Below are 14,413 nucleotides of genomic sequence, written 5' to 3'. Positions count from 1 at the left end.
AGAAACACAGACTCATGGCGAACTACACCGCCGCTGACGTCAAGAAGCTCCGCGAGCTGACCGGCGCCGGCATGATGGACTGCAAGAAGGCGCTCGACGAGGCCGAGGGCAACGTCGACAAGGCCGTCGAGGCGCTCCGTATCAAGGGTCAGAAGGGCGTCGCCAAGCGCGAGGGCCGTTCTGCCGAGAACGGCGCCGTCGTCTCCCTCATCTCCGAGGACAAGACCTCCGGCGTTCTGCTCGAGCTGAAGTGCGAGACGGACTTCGTCGCCAAGGGCGAGAAGTTCCAGACCGTGGCCAACACGCTCGCCGCCCACGTCGCCGCGACCTCCCCGGCCGACCTGGCCGCGTTGCTCGCCTCCGAGATCGAGGCCGGCAAGAGCGTTCAGGCATACGTCGACGAGGCCAACGCCAACCTCGGCGAGAAGATCGTCCTGGACCGCTTCGCGCAGTTCACCGGCGGTTACGTGGCTGCGTACATGCACCGCACGATGCCCGACCTCCCGCCGCAGGTCGGCGTCCTGGTCGAGCTCGACAAGGAGAACGCAGAGGTCGCCAAGGACGTCGCGCAGCACATCGCCGCCTTCGCCCCGAAGTACCTCAACCGCGACGAGGTCCCGGCCGAGACGGTCGAGAACGAGCGTCGTGTCGCCGAGGCCACCTCTCGCGAGGAGGGCAAGCCCGAGGCCGCCCTTCCGAAGATCGTCGAGGGTCGCGTCAACGGCTTCTTCAAGGACGTCGTCGTCCTGGAGCAGGCGTTCGCCAAGGACAACAAGAAGTCCGTCCAGAAGGTTCTGGACGAGGCCGGGGTCACCCTGAAGCGCTTCTCGCGCATCAAGGTCGGCATCTGAGTCCGTCCGCGAACAACGGTGGACCCCGATAGGGTCTGGTGCAGTCGTCGGCCGCACACATGCCGTACGACCGCAGATCTTGACGAGGAGGCCATTGCCGCGAGGGACACCAGACCCACCGGCAATGGCCTTCTTCGTATGTGCACGAGGAGAATCTCCATGAACAAGGGCGCGGACGCCGCAACAGGTGACCACAAGCGCGACGACGGCAAGGTACCCGGACGCTTCATGCTGAAGCTGTCCGGAGAGGCGTTCGCCGGCGGCGGGGGTCTCGGTGTCGACCCCGACGTCGTACACGCCATCGCCCGGGAAATCGCGGCAGTCGTCCGCGACGGCGCGCAAATCGCGGTCGTCATCGGCGGCGGCAACTTCTTCCGTGGTGCCGAGCTCCAGCAGCGCGGCATGGACCGGGCCCGCTCCGACTACATGGGCATGCTCGGCACGGTCATGAACTGCCTGGCGCTCCAGGACTTCCTGGAGAAGGAGGGCATCGACTCCCGCGTCCAGACCGCCATCACCATGGGGCAGGTCGCGGAGCCGTACATCCCGCTGCGCGCCGTGCGCCACCTGGAGAAGGGCCGTGTCGTCATCTTCGGCGCCGGCATGGGGATGCCGTACTTCTCCACCGACACCACTGCCGCCCAGCGCGCCCTGGAGATCGATGCCCAGGGTCTGCTGATGGGCAAGAACGGGGTGGACGGGGTCTACGACTCCGACCCGAAGACCAACCCCGACGCGGTGAAGTTCGACGCCCTTGAGTACAGCGAGGTGCTCGCCCGCGATCTCAAGATCGCCGACGCCACCGCCATCACGCTCTGCCGCGACAACCAGCTGCCGATCCTCGTCTTCGAGCTGACCGCCACGGGCAATATCGCCCGCGCGGTCAAGGGTGAGAAGATCGGCACGCTCGTGAGTGACCAGGGCACCCGGGCCTGAGAACCGGGGGACCTTCCCGGGAAGGCGAGGGAAGGTCCGGGGCCTGCGGGGAACACCCCGGGACAGGTCCCGAAGGATGGACAACGGCCTGCCGGTCGGACACCGTGCAGGTGAGGACGCGACGCAGGACCCGCCGGGCCCGAGCACGCCGGGCCCACTCAAGACACGCAGGAGCACGTGGTGATCGAAGAAACCCTCCTTGAGGCCGAGGAGAAGATGGAGAAGGCCGTCGTCGTCGCGAAAGAGGACTTCGCCGCGATCCGTACCGGCCGTGCGCACCCGGCGATGTTCAACAAGATCGTCGCCGACTACTACGGCGCGCTGACCCCGATCAACCAGCTCGCCTCGTTCTCGGTGCCCGAGCCGCGCATGGCCGTCGTGACGCCGTTCGACAAGAGCGCGCTGCGCAACATCGAGCAGGCCATCCGCGACTCGGACCTCGGCGTCAACCCGAGCAACGACGGCAATATCATCCGGGTGACCTTCCCGGACCTCACCGAGGAGCGTCGCCGCGACTACATCAAGGTCGCGAAGACGAAGGCCGAGGACTCCAAGATCTCCATCCGGGCCGTGCGCCGCAAGGCCAAGGAGACGCTCGACAAGCTGGTCAAGGACAAGGAGTCCGGCGAGGACGAGGTGCGTCGCGCCGAGAAGGAGCTTGACGACACCACCGCGAAGTACGTCGCACAGGTTGACGAGCTGCTCAAGCACAAGGAAGCCGAGCTGCTCGAAGTCTGATGAACGACTCTTCCTGGGGCGCCCCGCAGGGAGCCGGCCGCTGGGGTGCGCCCGAGATGCAGGCCGCCCCGGCGGGTCCTGCATACGATGTGCATGGCGCCCAGCAGACTCGGCCCATGCCCATAGTGCCGGACGTTCCCGACGCAGGTAGAGACGCTGACGATCGTGATGACCGGGACCAGGGGGCCGCACGCCTGAGCGGCGGCCCCCTGTTCCGTGACGAGAAGCCGCAGGAGCCCATGTCCACCGCGCCACCGCCCCCGCAGAAGAAACGTGCGGGCCGTGATCTGCGATCCGCAATAGGGGTCGGTGTGGGGCTCGGCGCCGTCATCGTCGCCTCGCTGTTCATCGTGAAGGCCGTCTTCGTCGGTGTGATCGCCGTCGCCGTCGTCGTGGGCCTGTGGGAGCTCACCTCCCGGCTGGCGGAGCGCAAGGGCATCAAGGCGCCGCTCATCCCGCTGGCGGTCGGTGGCGCGGCGATGGTGGTGGCCGGATACGCACGGGGGGCCGAGGGCGCCTGGGTGGCGATGGCGCTGACCGCGCTCGCGGTGCTCGTCTGGCGGATGACCGAGCCACCCGAGGGCTACCTCAAGGACGTCACGGCCGGCGTGTTCGCCGCGTTCTACGTACCGTTCCTGGCCACCTTCGTCGCCATGCTGCTGACCGCGGACGACGGCCCTCAGCGGGTGCTCACCTTCCTGCTGCTGACCGTGGTCAGCGACACGGGTGCGTACGCCGTCGGCTGGCGCTTCGGCAAGCACAAGCTCGCGCCGCGCATCAGCCCCGGAAAGACCCGCGAGGGCCTGTTCGGGGCCGTTGCCTTCGCGATGGTCGCCGGTGCGCTGTGCATGCAGTTCCTGATCGACGGCGGTTCCTGGTGGCAGGGGCTGCTGCTGGGGCTCGCGGTCGCGGCCAGTGCCACGCTCGGTGACCTGGGCGAGTCGATGATCAAGCGGGACCTCGGGATCAAGGACATGGGCACGCTGCTGCCGGGCCACGGCGGCATCATGGACCGGCTGGACTCGCTGCTGCCGACCGCCCCGGTGGTCTGGTTGCTGCTGGTGCTGTTCGTGGGTTCCGGCTGATCCCCGAGCTTTACCGTCCTGACCTGGGCTTTTGTGAGTGAGGGTCCGTTGTCCACAGGGCGGCGGGCCCTCACTGTTCTGTCTGCGACACTGGATGAACCATGCCTAAGCCCGGAGAACTGGCGGCGATCCGGCATCGAACGGCCCCTGACCAGCACGTTTAGTGCTTGACAGGGGCCGTTCGCGTGCTACTGGGCCGTCTCTGGGCCGTCAGCCCCGTCGGGGGCGGGCAGGAACAGCCCGTCAATGGCGTTCCGGGTGCGCTCCTGACTCGACGGCATGAGGTGCGCGTACACCCGCAGCGTGAGTGCGGGGTCGGTGTGCCCAAGGTATTGGCTGACTGCCTTGATGCTCTCGCCAGCGTCCAGCAGCACCGAGGCGTAGAAGTGTCGAAGCGCGTGCATGCCGTGTTCGCGGGCGGACTCGTACTTCCCGTCTCGGGCGCTCGGGATGAGGCCAGCTAGCGCCAAGGCGGGCTTCCACTCCTGGATGTTGAAGTTGCTCCGCCAGACGACTCCAGATGCGGTGTTCGTGAACAGGAGACGAGCCGTCACCTTCGGGCCGTCAGGCTTCCGCCACGGAAGGGTGACCTGAACCGGCTTGCAGGTGTCCATGTGCGCTCGCAAGGCTTCGGCCACTGAGGACGGGAGCGGGACGTCTCGCGCCTTGTTGCACTTCGGCGGGGCGAATACCGCCTTGCCTTGGATGAGCTTCACCTGCCGAACGACCCGCAGGATGCCAGCCTCGAAATCGACCGCGTCCTCAGCGAGTCCCACGATTTCCCCCTGTCGGAGCCCGCAGCCAGCACCGGTGTCCACCATGGTCCGGTAGCGCTCAGGAAGAGCTCGGCGGACGGCCTGAACTTGCGAGGGCAGCCACGGGGTGACCCGTCGCCGTTCGACTGATGGCGGGCGCACGGACTTCGCGGAGCACGGGTTGCGGGGGAGGAGGCCGTCGTCCACGGCCGCACTCAGTACAGCTCGAACGTCGCCGTAGATGTTGCGCGCGTACGCGCCGCTCACGCCCGGGTTGGCCTCAAGGGCGCTCACCAGGTCGCGGATGTGTTCCGGCCGGAAGGAGTCGAGCGGGCGCGACCCGAGGATGGGGAAGGCGTGCAAGCGTAGACGCTGCTCGGTCACGATCTGGCTCGACAGGTCCGCGCTGTGCGCCTTGAGCCACTTCTCGGCGTAGCCCTTGAATGTGACCCGTGCTGCGCGCGGATCGATGTACTGGCCCCGCGACATGTCGGAAGCGACGTTGGTCAGCCAGTTCTCAGCGAGCCGCTTCTGCCGGTCCGGGAAGGACTTGGACTTCTCGGTGCCGTCGGGGCCGATGTAACGGGCGCGGTAGCGGAGTCCGATGCCGTATCGGTCGCTCTTGACGCGGCAGGGCTTCCCGTCGGGCCCGGGTTCGGTTTTGTACCAGCGGTCTTGGATGTGGCCGGCCAAGGTGGTGCTCCTGTCGGGGATGCAGCAGGGGCGCGACCGGTGGTGGTCGCGCCCCTGCTGGTGGTGGGGGTCAGGCTGCTTCGTGTTCGGTGAGGGTGGTAATCCAGGCGTGTACGGCGGTGGGGTCGTATCGGAGGTGTTTGCCGATGCGGAAGCCGGGCGGTCCGGTGCGCTTCTTGCGCCAGGCGTAGACGGTTTCGAGCGGGACGGAGAGGAGGGCGGCGATGTCCTCCGGGGTGAGGTACCGGTCGGGGAGCCCTCTGCGGAGGGTGGCGCGGGGGTTTGGGGCAGTCGTCATGGCCACTGCTTCTCCTCGTTGGGGAGCGTGTCTGTCCGAGGTGTGGATTTCTGCGTCACAGCGTCACCAGCGTCATGCGGGGCTGTGACCTGGCGTTTTGTGTGACGCAGGGGTGTGGGGGTGCGTCATCGCTGCGTCATGGTCTGCGTCACGGCGTGACGCAGGTGACGCAGGATGACGCAGAGCCCGCGGTCTGCGTCACGCCCGTAGCCGCAGCTCAGGGGCCGTTTTCCGGCCTGCGTGACGCAGGTGACGCAGAGCTTCCCTACTTAGGAAAAAGAAGGGGGGTGTCTGTTGTAGTGCGGTGCGCCTTACAGCGTGAAGAAGGGGCCGCTGCGCGGCGCGACCTTCAGGCGGCGTTCCGCCGAACAGCAAGAAGAGCACCCGGCGCGGCGTGCTCTTCTTGCTTGTCCGGGCGACCGGGCGGTGCGGGTCAGAACGCCGCCTTCTGCTCGTGCGGCGTCGGGTAGGTCCGGCGGGTCATTTCGAGGTAGCGGCCTTCGCGGGTCCGGCCGCTGTCGATGAGGACGCCGCGGGCTGCCAGGGTGGGCTGGAGGCGCTTGAGCCGGTCGGAGAGGACCTTGCCCGTGGTCGGCCAGCCCTTGGGCAGGGGGCGCAGTTCGTCGCCGTTGTAGAGGCGGCTGAGGCAGTGCAGCCACTCGGTGGACGTCATCCGCTGCTCGCCGCCGGGGGCCATGGTGTCGGCGTGCTGAAGGACGGTCTGCGCGAGGAGGTCACCCTCGATCACGTCGTCGTTCAGGTCGTCCAGGCTCGCCCGGTACGCGGTGAGCGCCCCGAGGCCGGTGGCGGTGTCGAGTTGCGCGCACAGGTGGGCGAAGTCGGCCATCCGCAGATCGGTGGGGGTCTCCGCCTCGGCAGCACGGACCTTGACGGTGAGGTCGAGGAGGGAGCCGAGGATGACGGGCAGAACGTCCGCGTATTCCGCCCACAGTTCCGCTTCGGTGCGCCGGACGGTCGGCCGCTCCAGCCGTAGGGGCAGGAGCCGTTCCGCGAAGTCGGGCCGGATGATTCCCACGTCGATGCCGGTCAGGAGGAGGGGGCGGCGGTAGCCGACGCGGAAGACGTCTCCGTCGGTGAACAGGGCGCGCTTTACGCTCTCGGCTCCGGTGACGATGCAGCACATGGCGTCGGACAGCTCCGGCGTCATGTGGGAGAGGTTGTCCAGGGCGGTGACCCACCCGGCGGCCACGGCCGCGATCAGGTTCTCCTCATCCTTCGGCGCCCGGCGCAGGTCGCCGCTCATGCCCTCGATGATCCGCACCAGCATCCGCCCCCCGGTCGACTTCCCCGCGCCCTGCGGGCCGGTGAGGAAGGGCGCGGGGACGGGGACGGACGGTCCGAGGCATCCGATGAGCCAGGCGATGGCCAGGCACTCAGTCTCGGCGTTCGCGAAGTTGCACAGCCGCATCAACAGGTCGATGCCCTTGCCGTCGGTGTCCTTGGCCGGCAGGGGGAGTTCCCCGGTGAGCTGGGTGCGCCGCCAGCACACCTCCCGCGGGTCCGGAACAGCGATCTCCCACCCGGTGGGGTGGATACGAACCGACTGTCCGTCATCGCGGCCCAGGTCCAGCCACGTCGCTCCGTCGAACCCGGGGGCGACGCGGATGTTCACGGCCTGGGTGTCCTCGGTCAGCGCGAGGGCTTCGATCAGGTCCAGCGCCTCTTTCAGCGCGGTCCCGTTGAACACGCCGATCCCGTCCTTGAACATGCCGACCATCAGTTCCTGGCGATGGCTGCCCGTCGTGCCCTGCGAGCGGATCGGACGGGCCACGGGGTGCCCGTTCTTCTGCGCGTACACGGTTCCGTCGGCGGTACGGAAGTACCGGAAGTGGGACTGCGCGTAGTCGGTAATGACCTCACGGGCGGGGTTTTTCTCGTCGTCAGCCATGGTCACAGTCCCAACCGGGTGAGGGCGTTGGTCCACGCGTCGGTGCAGTGCCGGGGCGATTCGCCCTTGGCCTGAGCGGCGGTGAACAGCCGCGCCATGTGGGCGTCGGTCAAGCAGCCGCACCGACCGTGCGCGGACAGCACAGCGAGGAAGGTGCGGTAGACGGTCGCGTGCACTGCGCTGCTCGCCTCGGTGATGCGCTGCTCGGCCATGGCGATGCCACGGTCCAGATAGGAGGGCGTGCGATGGCGGCACTCCCCTTCCCCGACCGGTGCGGGCGCCGTGAAGGCGAGCCGTGCGGGCCAGGCCGTGGAGGGCTCCTTCACGGTCAGCGCGCGCACGGCTTCGGGCAGGTGGGTCATGGTGCCGGTTCCGGGGCCGAGCCACCGGGCGTAGGCCATCGTGGACTTGAGGTCGACACCCTCACGGACACCGTTCACCGAGCGCATGGCGCCCCGGTAGATCCAGTGCTCCCCACGGGTGGTGGGCACGGTCCGGGTGGCGGGCAGCGACTCGCGGGCCCAGGCGACCGCATCGGTGTTGTCGAGGTCGACGACCGTCAGACCGGCTCCGCCGGGGTGGTAGGCGACAGCCTGTGCCCGCTGCCACGCCTCGGCCCATGAGGGGGACTGGAGTATGGCGGGGTCGGTGGTGGCGGCAGCCCAGCCATGGCACGGCCGTGCGCACTGGCAGGGGCCCGCGGCCTTCATGTTCGGGCGGTCGCCGCACGCGTTCCCGGTGCAGGCAGGGCAGTTCCCGAACGGGAGCTTGCCCGCCCGCAGGGGCAGGACGGGCACGGCTGCCGCCGCGAGCCCCAAAGCGGTTTCCAGGTGCGTGGTCATACAGCAGCGCTCGGCCGGTGGTCGGCTGCTCGCCGGATGGGGATGGTGTGGGTCATGCTGGGTGTCTCCAGTTCTGTGTTGAGTGCTGGCAGACGAGGGCGGCCCCAGGCTTTGGCGAGACGGGGGCCGCCCTCGGTGTAGCTAGGGCAGGGGGCGGGGGTGGAGGCGGCGGGCTGCGGCGTGCAGCTTGGCTTCCAGGACTGCGGGCGGTGCGGGCGTCATGGCATGGAGGGCGACGGCGGCGGCGATGATGACGTCGCAGAGTTCATCGGCCACGTCGCGGCGGGTGTGGGTGGTGCCCTTGCGGGGGTTCTGGCCGGTCATGCCGATGTACGCGGCGGCGGCTTCTCCGGCCTCTTCGGTGACCTTGAGCAGGCGCATGGCGATCTCGTGCGGGTCTGTGCCGTTGGTGGTGTCGAGGGTCTGGGCGATGCGGCGGGTGATGGGCCACAGGGCGGCGCTCATGGGTTCCTCTCGGGTGCGAATCGGGGCTGTGGAGGGGTGTGGGCGGGTGGTGGGTGCCCCCCCTTTACCGGCCTTACCTTGCAGGTCAGGGGCCCTTACCTGCCCCGCTACCGGGGTAAAGGGCCCCCGCTACCCGGAGCGCTTGCCGGACCATGCCGGACGGGGCTCCGGAGGGGTGGGCGGTAGGGGGGTGGTAGAGGGGGACCCCTCTACCCCTGGGCGCTGAGGAGGATTTCGGCGGGCACGGCGCCCTCGATGTCGCGGCGCTGGTATCCGGCGCCGTTGGTGCCGTTGATCTTGACTTGCTTGCTGGTGCGCTTGACGCCGGCCGCTTCGAGTTCGGAGGCGAGGCGTTCGGCGTTGAAGTCGCCGTAGGTGTCCTCGTCGATGTTCACGAGACCGGCGAGCAGGTCGGTGGTGAACATGCGCGGGCTGTGGCGCATGACTTCCAGGACGTCGGACAGGACCGGTGCGAGCTTGACGCCGGACGCGTCGGCGGCGGCGGTGACGTCACCGGCCGCGTTCCCGGTGAGCTGCCCGGCGGCCTCGCGCAGGGCGCGGCCCTTCTGGCACAGGATGGCGAAGCCGGGACCGTCCAGGTAGTCGGCCCGCACGGTGACGTAGGAGGCGGGGCCGGTCACGAGGACACCGACGCCCTTGTGCTCCTCGGACAGCACCGACGCGTCGGCGCCCTGGGCGGCCTTGCCCTTGCCCAGCACCATGTCTGAGGAGGGGCGGTCGACGACCTGCGTGGAGTACCGCAGGGTGATGATCTCGCGGAGCTTGGTGGGGACGGACTCGGCATCCGGGCGCTGGGAAGCGAAGTTGGACACGAACCCTGCCGCGGGGCCGCGCCGGGCGATGCGGCACAGGTCGTTGATGACCTGCTCGCGGTCCTCGCGTTCCATCGCGGTGAAGTACTCCTGTAGTTCGTCGATGGTCACGAAGATGACCGGCAGGTTGTACCGCTTCACGATCTCCGGCGTGAGCTTGCCCTCGGGGCAGATGCTGGTGGGCAGTTCACGCAGCAGCGCGAACCGGCGCTCCATCTCCACCAGCAGTTCCTGAAGCATGGCCTTGAGGGCTTCCACGGCGTCGTCCTCGGCGCCCATGACGAGACGGTGGGCGACGGCCCGCATCGGCATCCAGTCCGCGCCGCCCTTGCCGTCCGCGACGTAGTGCCGCACGAACGCGTCCAGCAGCCCGGCGGCGGTCATCAGGCGCTGCGTGAACGTCTTTCCCCGGCGGGGCAGGCCGCCGAAGAACATCGACTGCCACATGACGGGCACCTCGATGTGGTTGCCGCGGGCGTCCTGCCCGAACGGGATCGGCTCCCACACACTGAACGTCTCCAGCGAGGCGAGCGGCGACGGGTTCGGGGTGCCCAAGTAGGGGTCATCGTCCGCAACCCACATCGACACGCGGCCCGCGTTGCCGCCCTTGGCCGCACGGACGCGGGACATGATGACCTGGATCTCATCCACCCCGAGTTCCTGCGCGATGACTTCACGCTTGGCCAGGACATCGGAGGCGGTCTTGCCGCCACCACGGGGAAGGTCGAAGATCACGGCCCAGCCACGGCCGTCACGGACCGGGCCCATCGAGCAAGACACCCGAGGGGCGTTCTTCTCGTCGTCACCGGCACGGCCGCTTTTCAGGAGGCCGGCGGCACGAAGAGCGTCGTTGAGCTGCTGCGCGGACATGTCCACCCGCAGCGGCGGAACACCCTGGTCGAGGAACTGGGTTTCCTTGCCCCTGCCGAGGTAGGCGAGCGGGGTCACGACGGCCCCGGCGATGCCGGTCTGAAGCATCGGGTCGGCCAGGGCGATGCCGATCGTGGCGGCGGCCACACCGACGGCGGCGGCACCGAACCGCCAACGGCGGGTGCGGGTCCGCTCCGCATGGGCCATCTGCAACCGGGTCGCCAGCTCGACATCTTCGGGCTTGGCCTTGCTCTGCGCGCGCAGGGCTTTGACGGCGGCGCTGTGGTCCTGCGCGGACAGCGTCGGCCACAGCCCGACCGTGGCCCGGAAGAAACCACGGGCCGCCAGCAGCACCGTCTTGACCAGGTACTTGGGGGTCCGGATGCCGTGATAGCGGGAGTGCCACCAGGTCAGCCGGGCCAGGGCGGTGGCGTTGGCCTTGATGGACGCGGCCGACCGGGCCCACGCGGGCAGGACCGGGGCGTCGGGCACGGTCAGCCAGTCGGACAGCGGGTTGTCCGCCCGGTCGACGGCCTCAATGTGCGGCACGGCCGTGGCGGTGTCGTCGGCGGGGGCGGGCTTGACCAGGGACACGGGGGTGGGGCGGTGGTTGTCGAGATGGTGCAGGGTGCCCATGTTGGCGCCCTCGGTGGCGAGTTCGGTCATGACGCGGTGTGCTCCTGTCTCAATCCGGTGAAACGGCTGGTCGGGGTGGTTCAGCGTTCGGCGCGCAGTACGGCGCGCTCGGCCCTACGCACGGCGTCCTCGGCCTGCTTGCGGGCCTGGCGGGCGGCGGTCCGGTCGGTGCGGGCGGCGGTCCGCTCGGCGGCCTTGGCGTTGGCGAGGGTCTGGCGGGCGTCGGCCTGCACCTGGTGCAGGGCCCGCAGCTCCTGCGCGCCGCGCTCGGCGGCGCGCTGGTCGATCCGCTCGATCGCCTTCTCGACCTTCGGGTCGACGCAGTCCGCGAGGGCCTGGCGGAAGCCCTTGCGGAACAGGCGGGCACGCTCGCGCTTCTCGGCGGGGGTGTAGCTCTCCACGATGTCCTCCTCGGGCGGGCCGGACTGTCCGGTCCTCAGCCCGTCCGGTGCGAGACCGGGCGGGCAGAGGTCCGTCAGGCGGGCCGCAGCTCCGAGGCGTGGCACAGGACGGGGCCGATCAGCGGACTGATCCGGTTCACCGTCCACCGGCCCTCGGTCAGCGGGCCGGGCGGTACTGCGTCGACGATGCGGCCGGTCCTGCCGGCCGCGCGCGGGTCGTCCTGACACGAGACGATCCGCACCTTGTCGCCTGCCTTGAACATGACGGGCTCCTTTCGGGTCAGCGACGACGGGACTTGGACAGGGACTTGGCGGCGGCCTTGCCGTCGTTGCCGCCGACCGACTTCACGACGGTCACGACGCCCCAGGCCATGACGGCCGCGAGGAACGCGAGCATCGCGAGGTTGGCGGCGATCGCGGTGAGGACGCCGACGAGGAGAGGGCCGAAGTAGACACCGGCCGCGACAGCCCCGGCACCGACACCGGAGCCGAGCGCGACCCGCTGAACGGTCCGGTCGGGCGGCGCCTGGTGGATGTGCTGAACGATCTGCTGCGGCGGCGTCTGCGGGGCGGGCAAATGGGCCGCATCTGCGTAGGTGTAGGTGCCGTCCGGGAGCTGGACGACAGTGACCGCCCGGACGGGCTCGGGGAGGTTGTTCACGGCTGCTTCCTTTCGGCCCGGATGCGCTTGTTCCAGGCGTCCTGACGGGCGATGAACTCGGAGTGGATCGGGGAGCCTTCGGTGCACGGCTGGTCGTTCTGGCAGACGGTGCAGGCTCCGAGGTGCGTCGTGGACGCCTCGAACGCCTGCATGTAGGCGATGAACAGTTCGTCGCGGGACACGGATCTCCTCGGATCGGGGCAGGGGCGGACTGCCGACGGCCAGAAGGGGCGTCGGCTTGTGGGTGGTGTGGTGAAGTGCCCCGGGCCGGATTCGATCCGGCGCCCTCACGGCGTGACTGCCGGGGCTGTGTGGGTCAGTAGTCGGGGCCGGTGATGTCGAAGACGAGGTCGTTGGACGAGATCGTGAGGACGGTGCCGCAGTCGTCGCACCTGTAGGCGCGGCCTTCGTGGCTGGTGGGTGTGCCGGTCATGTCGTCGTCGCAGCAGACGGGGAGGTCGAGGCCGGCGTCGTCCCCGATGGACAGTTCGTATCCGTAGCTGGTGGTAGGCACAGCGTCCCTCCTGGGCGTTGTGGTCAAGGTGGTGTCGGTGCAGGTCACGCACATGCCGAGCGAGCGCGGGATGCAGTACCCGGCGTCGCGGCGGCAGTTGGGGCAGGTGCGGCGGGCGGCCATGGCCTTGGCCAGTGCCGCCGCGCGTGCGGGGGTCATGGGGCGTACCGGCTTGGCCCGGTCGATCCGGTACAGGTAGGCGACCAGCGGGCCCCGGCGGCGGCGTGGCCGTTCGAGTTGGGCGGCGACGTCCTGGCCGCCGGGGCGGAGCCCGAGGGCGCGGAGTTGGCGGCGGGTGGCGTAGCCGTCCGGTGCGAGGCGCCATCGGTAGACGGGGAGCGCGGCCATCAGGCCGCCGCCTCAGCCAAGACGTTCTCCTCCTTCTGGTGAGAACCGGTAACGGCGTTGTCTGCCGCGCGTTCCGCCCGCAGGGTCTCGCGCAGGACACGGGCCTTGGCGGGAGACGTGCGGACCGCCTTGCGGATGCCCTCGGCCGTCAGCTCCTCCATCGACCAGTCGGCGGTAGCCGATCGGGCCTCAGCAAGGAGTTCGTCAGCGGTCCGGACCGGTCGACTCGATCGGGCAACGTCCGGCACGCGACCCGTCGCCCGACGCGGCCTCACCGACTCAGCGGCCACCGCCCCAACCGACGCGGGCTCGATCTCCTTCTCCAGATCGACCACGACCGCAGCGGGCAGCGTCGCCGGGGTCTCGGCCGCCGGGAGTGGTGCCGGGGTCGACTCTTCCAGGTCAGCAGTAGACCGATTTGTTGATGTATCGACCGATTCCACGGTGGGGGCGGGATCGGTCGGTCGGTGGTGCAGGACCTTGGCGACCAGATCGGAGCCGAAGTAGATCGCCCCGACCGGCAGCGATGTGGCGAGCAGGACCAGGGCCCAGTTCGCGGGGTTCCAGTCGGCCAGTCGGCCCCAGTCGATCGATCCGCCGTGCAGTTCGGGGACGAGTCCGTGGACGTAGTTCAGGACCAGTGACGCGATCGTGTACGCGGCCAGCACCCGCAGCGCGAACCGCTTGTCCGCTCGATCGGTCAGCACCAGAGTGGCGACCAGGGCGAGCGCCATGAGGCCGTCGACGACGAACGGGTAGAGCAGCGCGGCCGTGCTGTCCGCGCCGATCGCGCGGGCCACGTCCCGCAGCGCGTTCCACGAGACGCGGAACGCCATCGCGACGACGACCACCAGGGCGAACACGAGCAGCCCTTTACCGAACCGGTTCATGCCGTGCCACCTCCCGCAACGGCCGGGGTGTTCGGCCGGACGGGGATGGAGGCGAAGAGGTGGGATGCGGCCGGGGTGGGACGCGTCTCGCGCCACTCCCACTCGGCCCCGTCCACCACCGCGTACCCCAGAGCGGCGAGCACTTCCGCGCGCTCTTCCGGGGTCGGCATCGGGGCGACGCGGCCGAACTCGTGCTCGGGCCATTCCAGCGACGGGGCGTCGATGAGGACGTACAGCTCCCAGGTGCCGTACACCCCTGTGGCCATGCGTGCCTGGGGCAGCTTCACGCCGCCTCCCCGGCGGCCGTGTTCGCCAGGGCGCGGCGGGCGGCCAGAACGCGCCGGCGGGCCCGACGGATGCGCCGCTCATCCAGCTCCGAGGCCGGGCGGTCCAGCGTCATGATCTGCGCGTCCAGCAGCTCGACTTCCGCCCGGATGAGCGGCATCTCCAGCTCTATCGCGTCCAGCTCAGCAGCCGACGGCCCGCCATCGAGCGAGGCCGCCGTAACAAGGTTCTGAAGTGCAGCGATGTGCTTCATGGGTCGTTTTCTCCTTAGACGGTGGGACGGCCCGAAAGCGGGGCCGGTGGTTTTCCCCCGGGGAAACGCGCCAGTCTGGTTGGGGGCCAACCCGGGGGGGGGGGGATGCCCCCTGAAAGAGTTCACCCGGCCCCCTCCCGAGAGGGGTGG

General features: G+C 69.3%; 17 protein-coding genes and 1 pseudogene. 4 read left to right on the top strand and 14 right to left on the bottom strand.

Going from position 1 to position 14,413, the window contains the following annotated elements; all coding sequences use genetic code 11:
• The first annotated feature begins 14 nt into the window (after window positions 1-14).
• The 4 genes from tsf to ACZ7IB_RS26610 all read left to right on the top strand — a co-directional run bounded on the left by tsf (window position 15) and on the right by ACZ7IB_RS26610 (window position 3,610).
• Window positions 15-851, top strand: coding sequence for a translation elongation factor Ts (gene tsf / locus ACZ7IB_RS26625; RefSeq protein ID WP_470916357.1), 837 nt, complete (start codon window positions 15-17; stop codon window positions 849-851).
• Between the two features lie 159 nt (window positions 852-1,010).
• Window positions 1,011-1,787, top strand: coding sequence for a UMP kinase (gene pyrH, locus ACZ7IB_RS26620; protein ID WP_266357511.1), 777 nt, complete (start codon window positions 1,011-1,013; stop codon window positions 1,785-1,787).
• Between the two features lie 180 nt (window positions 1,788-1,967).
• Window positions 1,968-2,525, top strand: a complete 558-nt coding sequence (frr, locus tag ACZ7IB_RS26615; protein ID WP_093899080.1) for a ribosome recycling factor — start codon at window positions 1,968-1,970, stop codon at window positions 2,523-2,525.
• Window positions 2,525-3,610, top strand: a complete 1,086-nt coding sequence (locus tag ACZ7IB_RS26610) for a phosphatidate cytidylyltransferase (RefSeq protein ID WP_470916355.1) — start codon at window positions 2,525-2,527, stop codon at window positions 3,608-3,610. Before frr ends, ACZ7IB_RS26610 begins: the two co-directional genes overlap by 1 nt.
• Before the next feature lie 188 nt (window positions 3,611-3,798).
• On the opposite strand, the gene ACZ7IB_RS26605 is transcribed toward ACZ7IB_RS26610, so the two are convergent.
• The 14 genes and pseudogenes from ACZ7IB_RS26605 to ACZ7IB_RS26540 form a co-directional block, all read right to left on the bottom strand.
• On the bottom strand, window positions 3,799-5,058 hold the full coding sequence (locus tag ACZ7IB_RS26605) for a tyrosine-type recombinase/integrase (RefSeq protein ID WP_470916353.1): 1,260 nt from the start codon (window positions 5,056-5,058) through the stop codon (window positions 3,799-3,801).
• Window positions 5,059-5,128: 70 nt separating this feature from the next.
• A complete protein-coding gene (locus ACZ7IB_RS26600) occupies window positions 5,129-5,356 on the bottom strand; it encodes a helix-turn-helix transcriptional regulator (protein WP_470916351.1) in 228 nt (75 codons plus the stop codon).
• Window positions 5,357-5,789: 433 nt separating this feature from the next.
• On the bottom strand, window positions 5,790-7,265 hold the full coding sequence (locus tag ACZ7IB_RS26595; protein WP_470916349.1) for an ATP-binding protein: 1,476 nt from the start codon (window positions 7,263-7,265) through the stop codon (window positions 5,790-5,792).
• 2 nt (window positions 7,266-7,267) lie between these two features.
• On the bottom strand, window positions 7,268-8,107 hold the full coding sequence (locus ACZ7IB_RS26590; protein WP_470916347.1) for a bifunctional DNA primase/polymerase: 840 nt from the start codon (window positions 8,105-8,107) through the stop codon (window positions 7,268-7,270).
• A 141-nt stretch (window positions 8,108-8,248) separates the two neighbouring features.
• Window positions 8,249-8,572 (bottom strand): nucleoside triphosphate pyrophosphohydrolase family protein, encoded by a 324-nt coding sequence (locus tag ACZ7IB_RS26585; RefSeq protein WP_470916345.1) that lies wholly within the window; start codon window positions 8,570-8,572, stop codon window positions 8,249-8,251.
• Between the two features lie 209 nt (window positions 8,573-8,781).
• Window positions 8,782-10,941: an FtsK/SpoIIIE domain-containing protein gene (locus ACZ7IB_RS26580; protein ID WP_470916343.1), complete on the bottom strand. Its 2,160-nt coding sequence runs from the start codon at window positions 10,939-10,941 to the stop codon at window positions 8,782-8,784.
• 50 nt (window positions 10,942-10,991) lie between these two features.
• Window positions 10,992-11,312 (bottom strand): hypothetical protein, encoded by a 321-nt coding sequence (locus tag ACZ7IB_RS26575; RefSeq protein WP_470916341.1) that lies wholly within the window; start codon window positions 11,310-11,312, stop codon window positions 10,992-10,994.
• Between the two features lie 74 nt (window positions 11,313-11,386).
• Entirely contained in the window at window positions 11,387-11,575 is a 189-nt protein-coding gene (locus ACZ7IB_RS26570) for a hypothetical protein (protein ID WP_470916339.1), read from the bottom strand.
• Between the two features lie 17 nt (window positions 11,576-11,592).
• Window positions 11,593-11,973, bottom strand: coding sequence for a DUF6251 family protein (locus ACZ7IB_RS26565; protein ID WP_470916337.1), 381 nt, complete (start codon window positions 11,971-11,973; stop codon window positions 11,593-11,595).
• Window positions 11,970-12,155 carry a hypothetical protein gene (locus ACZ7IB_RS26560; protein WP_470916335.1) on the bottom strand — a complete coding sequence of 62 codons (186 nt, stop codon included), beginning with the start codon at window positions 12,153-12,155 and terminating at the stop codon, window positions 11,970-11,972. The genes ACZ7IB_RS26565 and ACZ7IB_RS26560 overlap by 4 nt, the downstream gene beginning before the upstream one ends.
• 365 nt (window positions 12,156-12,520) lie before the next feature.
• Window positions 12,521-12,835 (bottom strand): annotated as a pseudogene (locus ACZ7IB_RS26555) (RRQRL motif-containing zinc-binding protein); the annotation flags it as partial.
• Window positions 12,835-13,725 (bottom strand): DUF2637 domain-containing protein, encoded by an 891-nt coding sequence (locus tag ACZ7IB_RS26550; protein WP_470916333.1) that lies wholly within the window; start codon window positions 13,723-13,725, stop codon window positions 12,835-12,837. The pseudogene ACZ7IB_RS26555 and the gene ACZ7IB_RS26550, both read right to left, overlap by 1 nt.
• Window positions 13,722-14,012, bottom strand: a complete 291-nt coding sequence (locus ACZ7IB_RS26545; protein WP_470916331.1) for a DUF6303 family protein — start codon at window positions 14,010-14,012, stop codon at window positions 13,722-13,724. The genes ACZ7IB_RS26550 and ACZ7IB_RS26545 overlap by 4 nt, the downstream gene beginning before the upstream one ends.
• Window positions 14,009-14,263: a DUF6284 family protein gene (locus tag ACZ7IB_RS26540; protein ID WP_470916329.1), complete on the bottom strand. Its 255-nt coding sequence runs from the start codon at window positions 14,261-14,263 to the stop codon at window positions 14,009-14,011. The genes ACZ7IB_RS26545 and ACZ7IB_RS26540 overlap by 4 nt, the downstream gene beginning before the upstream one ends.
• Between the last annotated feature and the right edge of the window lie 150 nt (window positions 14,264-14,413).

It is taken from the genome of Streptomyces sp. NPDC037301, from assembly GCF_055602785.1.
Note: the sequence above shows the minus strand (reverse complement) of the source record. Positions and strands in the feature narration are given on the sequence as shown.

Bases quoted from the DNA above. Each gene is read 5' to 3' on its own strand.
- ACZ7IB_RS26580 (WP_470916343.1), bottom strand. From the start codon at position 10,941: ATGACCGAACTCGCCACCGAGGGCGCCAACATGGGCACCCTGCACCAT.
- ACZ7IB_RS26550 (WP_470916333.1), bottom strand. From the start codon at position 13,725: ATGAACCGGTTCGGTAAAGGGCTGCTCGTGTTCGCCCTGGTGGTCGTC.
- ACZ7IB_RS26570 (WP_470916339.1), bottom strand. From the start codon at position 11,575: ATGTTCAAGGCAGGCGACAAGGTGCGGATCGTCTCGTGTCAGGACGAC.
- ACZ7IB_RS26585 (WP_470916345.1), bottom strand. From the start codon at position 8,572: ATGAGCGCCGCCCTGTGGCCCATCACCCGCCGCATCGCCCAGACCCTC.
- ACZ7IB_RS26540 (WP_470916329.1), bottom strand. From the start codon at position 14,263: ATGAAGCACATCGCTGCACTTCAGAACCTTGTTACGGCGGCCTCGCTC.
- tsf (WP_470916357.1), top strand. From the start codon at position 15: ATGGCGAACTACACCGCCGCTGACGTCAAGAAGCTCCGCGAGCTGACC.
- pyrH (WP_266357511.1), top strand. From the start codon at position 1,011: ATGAACAAGGGCGCGGACGCCGCAACAGGTGACCACAAGCGCGACGAC.
- ACZ7IB_RS26590 (WP_470916347.1), bottom strand. From the start codon at position 8,107: ATGACCACGCACCTGGAAACCGCTTTGGGGCTCGCGGCGGCAGCCGTG.
- ACZ7IB_RS26595 (WP_470916349.1), bottom strand. From the start codon at position 7,265: ATGGCTGACGACGAGAAAAACCCCGCCCGTGAGGTCATTACCGACTAC.
- ACZ7IB_RS26610 (WP_470916355.1), top strand. From the start codon at position 2,525: ATGAACGACTCTTCCTGGGGCGCCCCGCAGGGAGCCGGCCGCTGGGGT.
- ACZ7IB_RS26600 (WP_470916351.1), bottom strand. From the start codon at position 5,356: ATGACGACTGCCCCAAACCCCCGCGCCACCCTCCGCAGAGGGCTCCCC.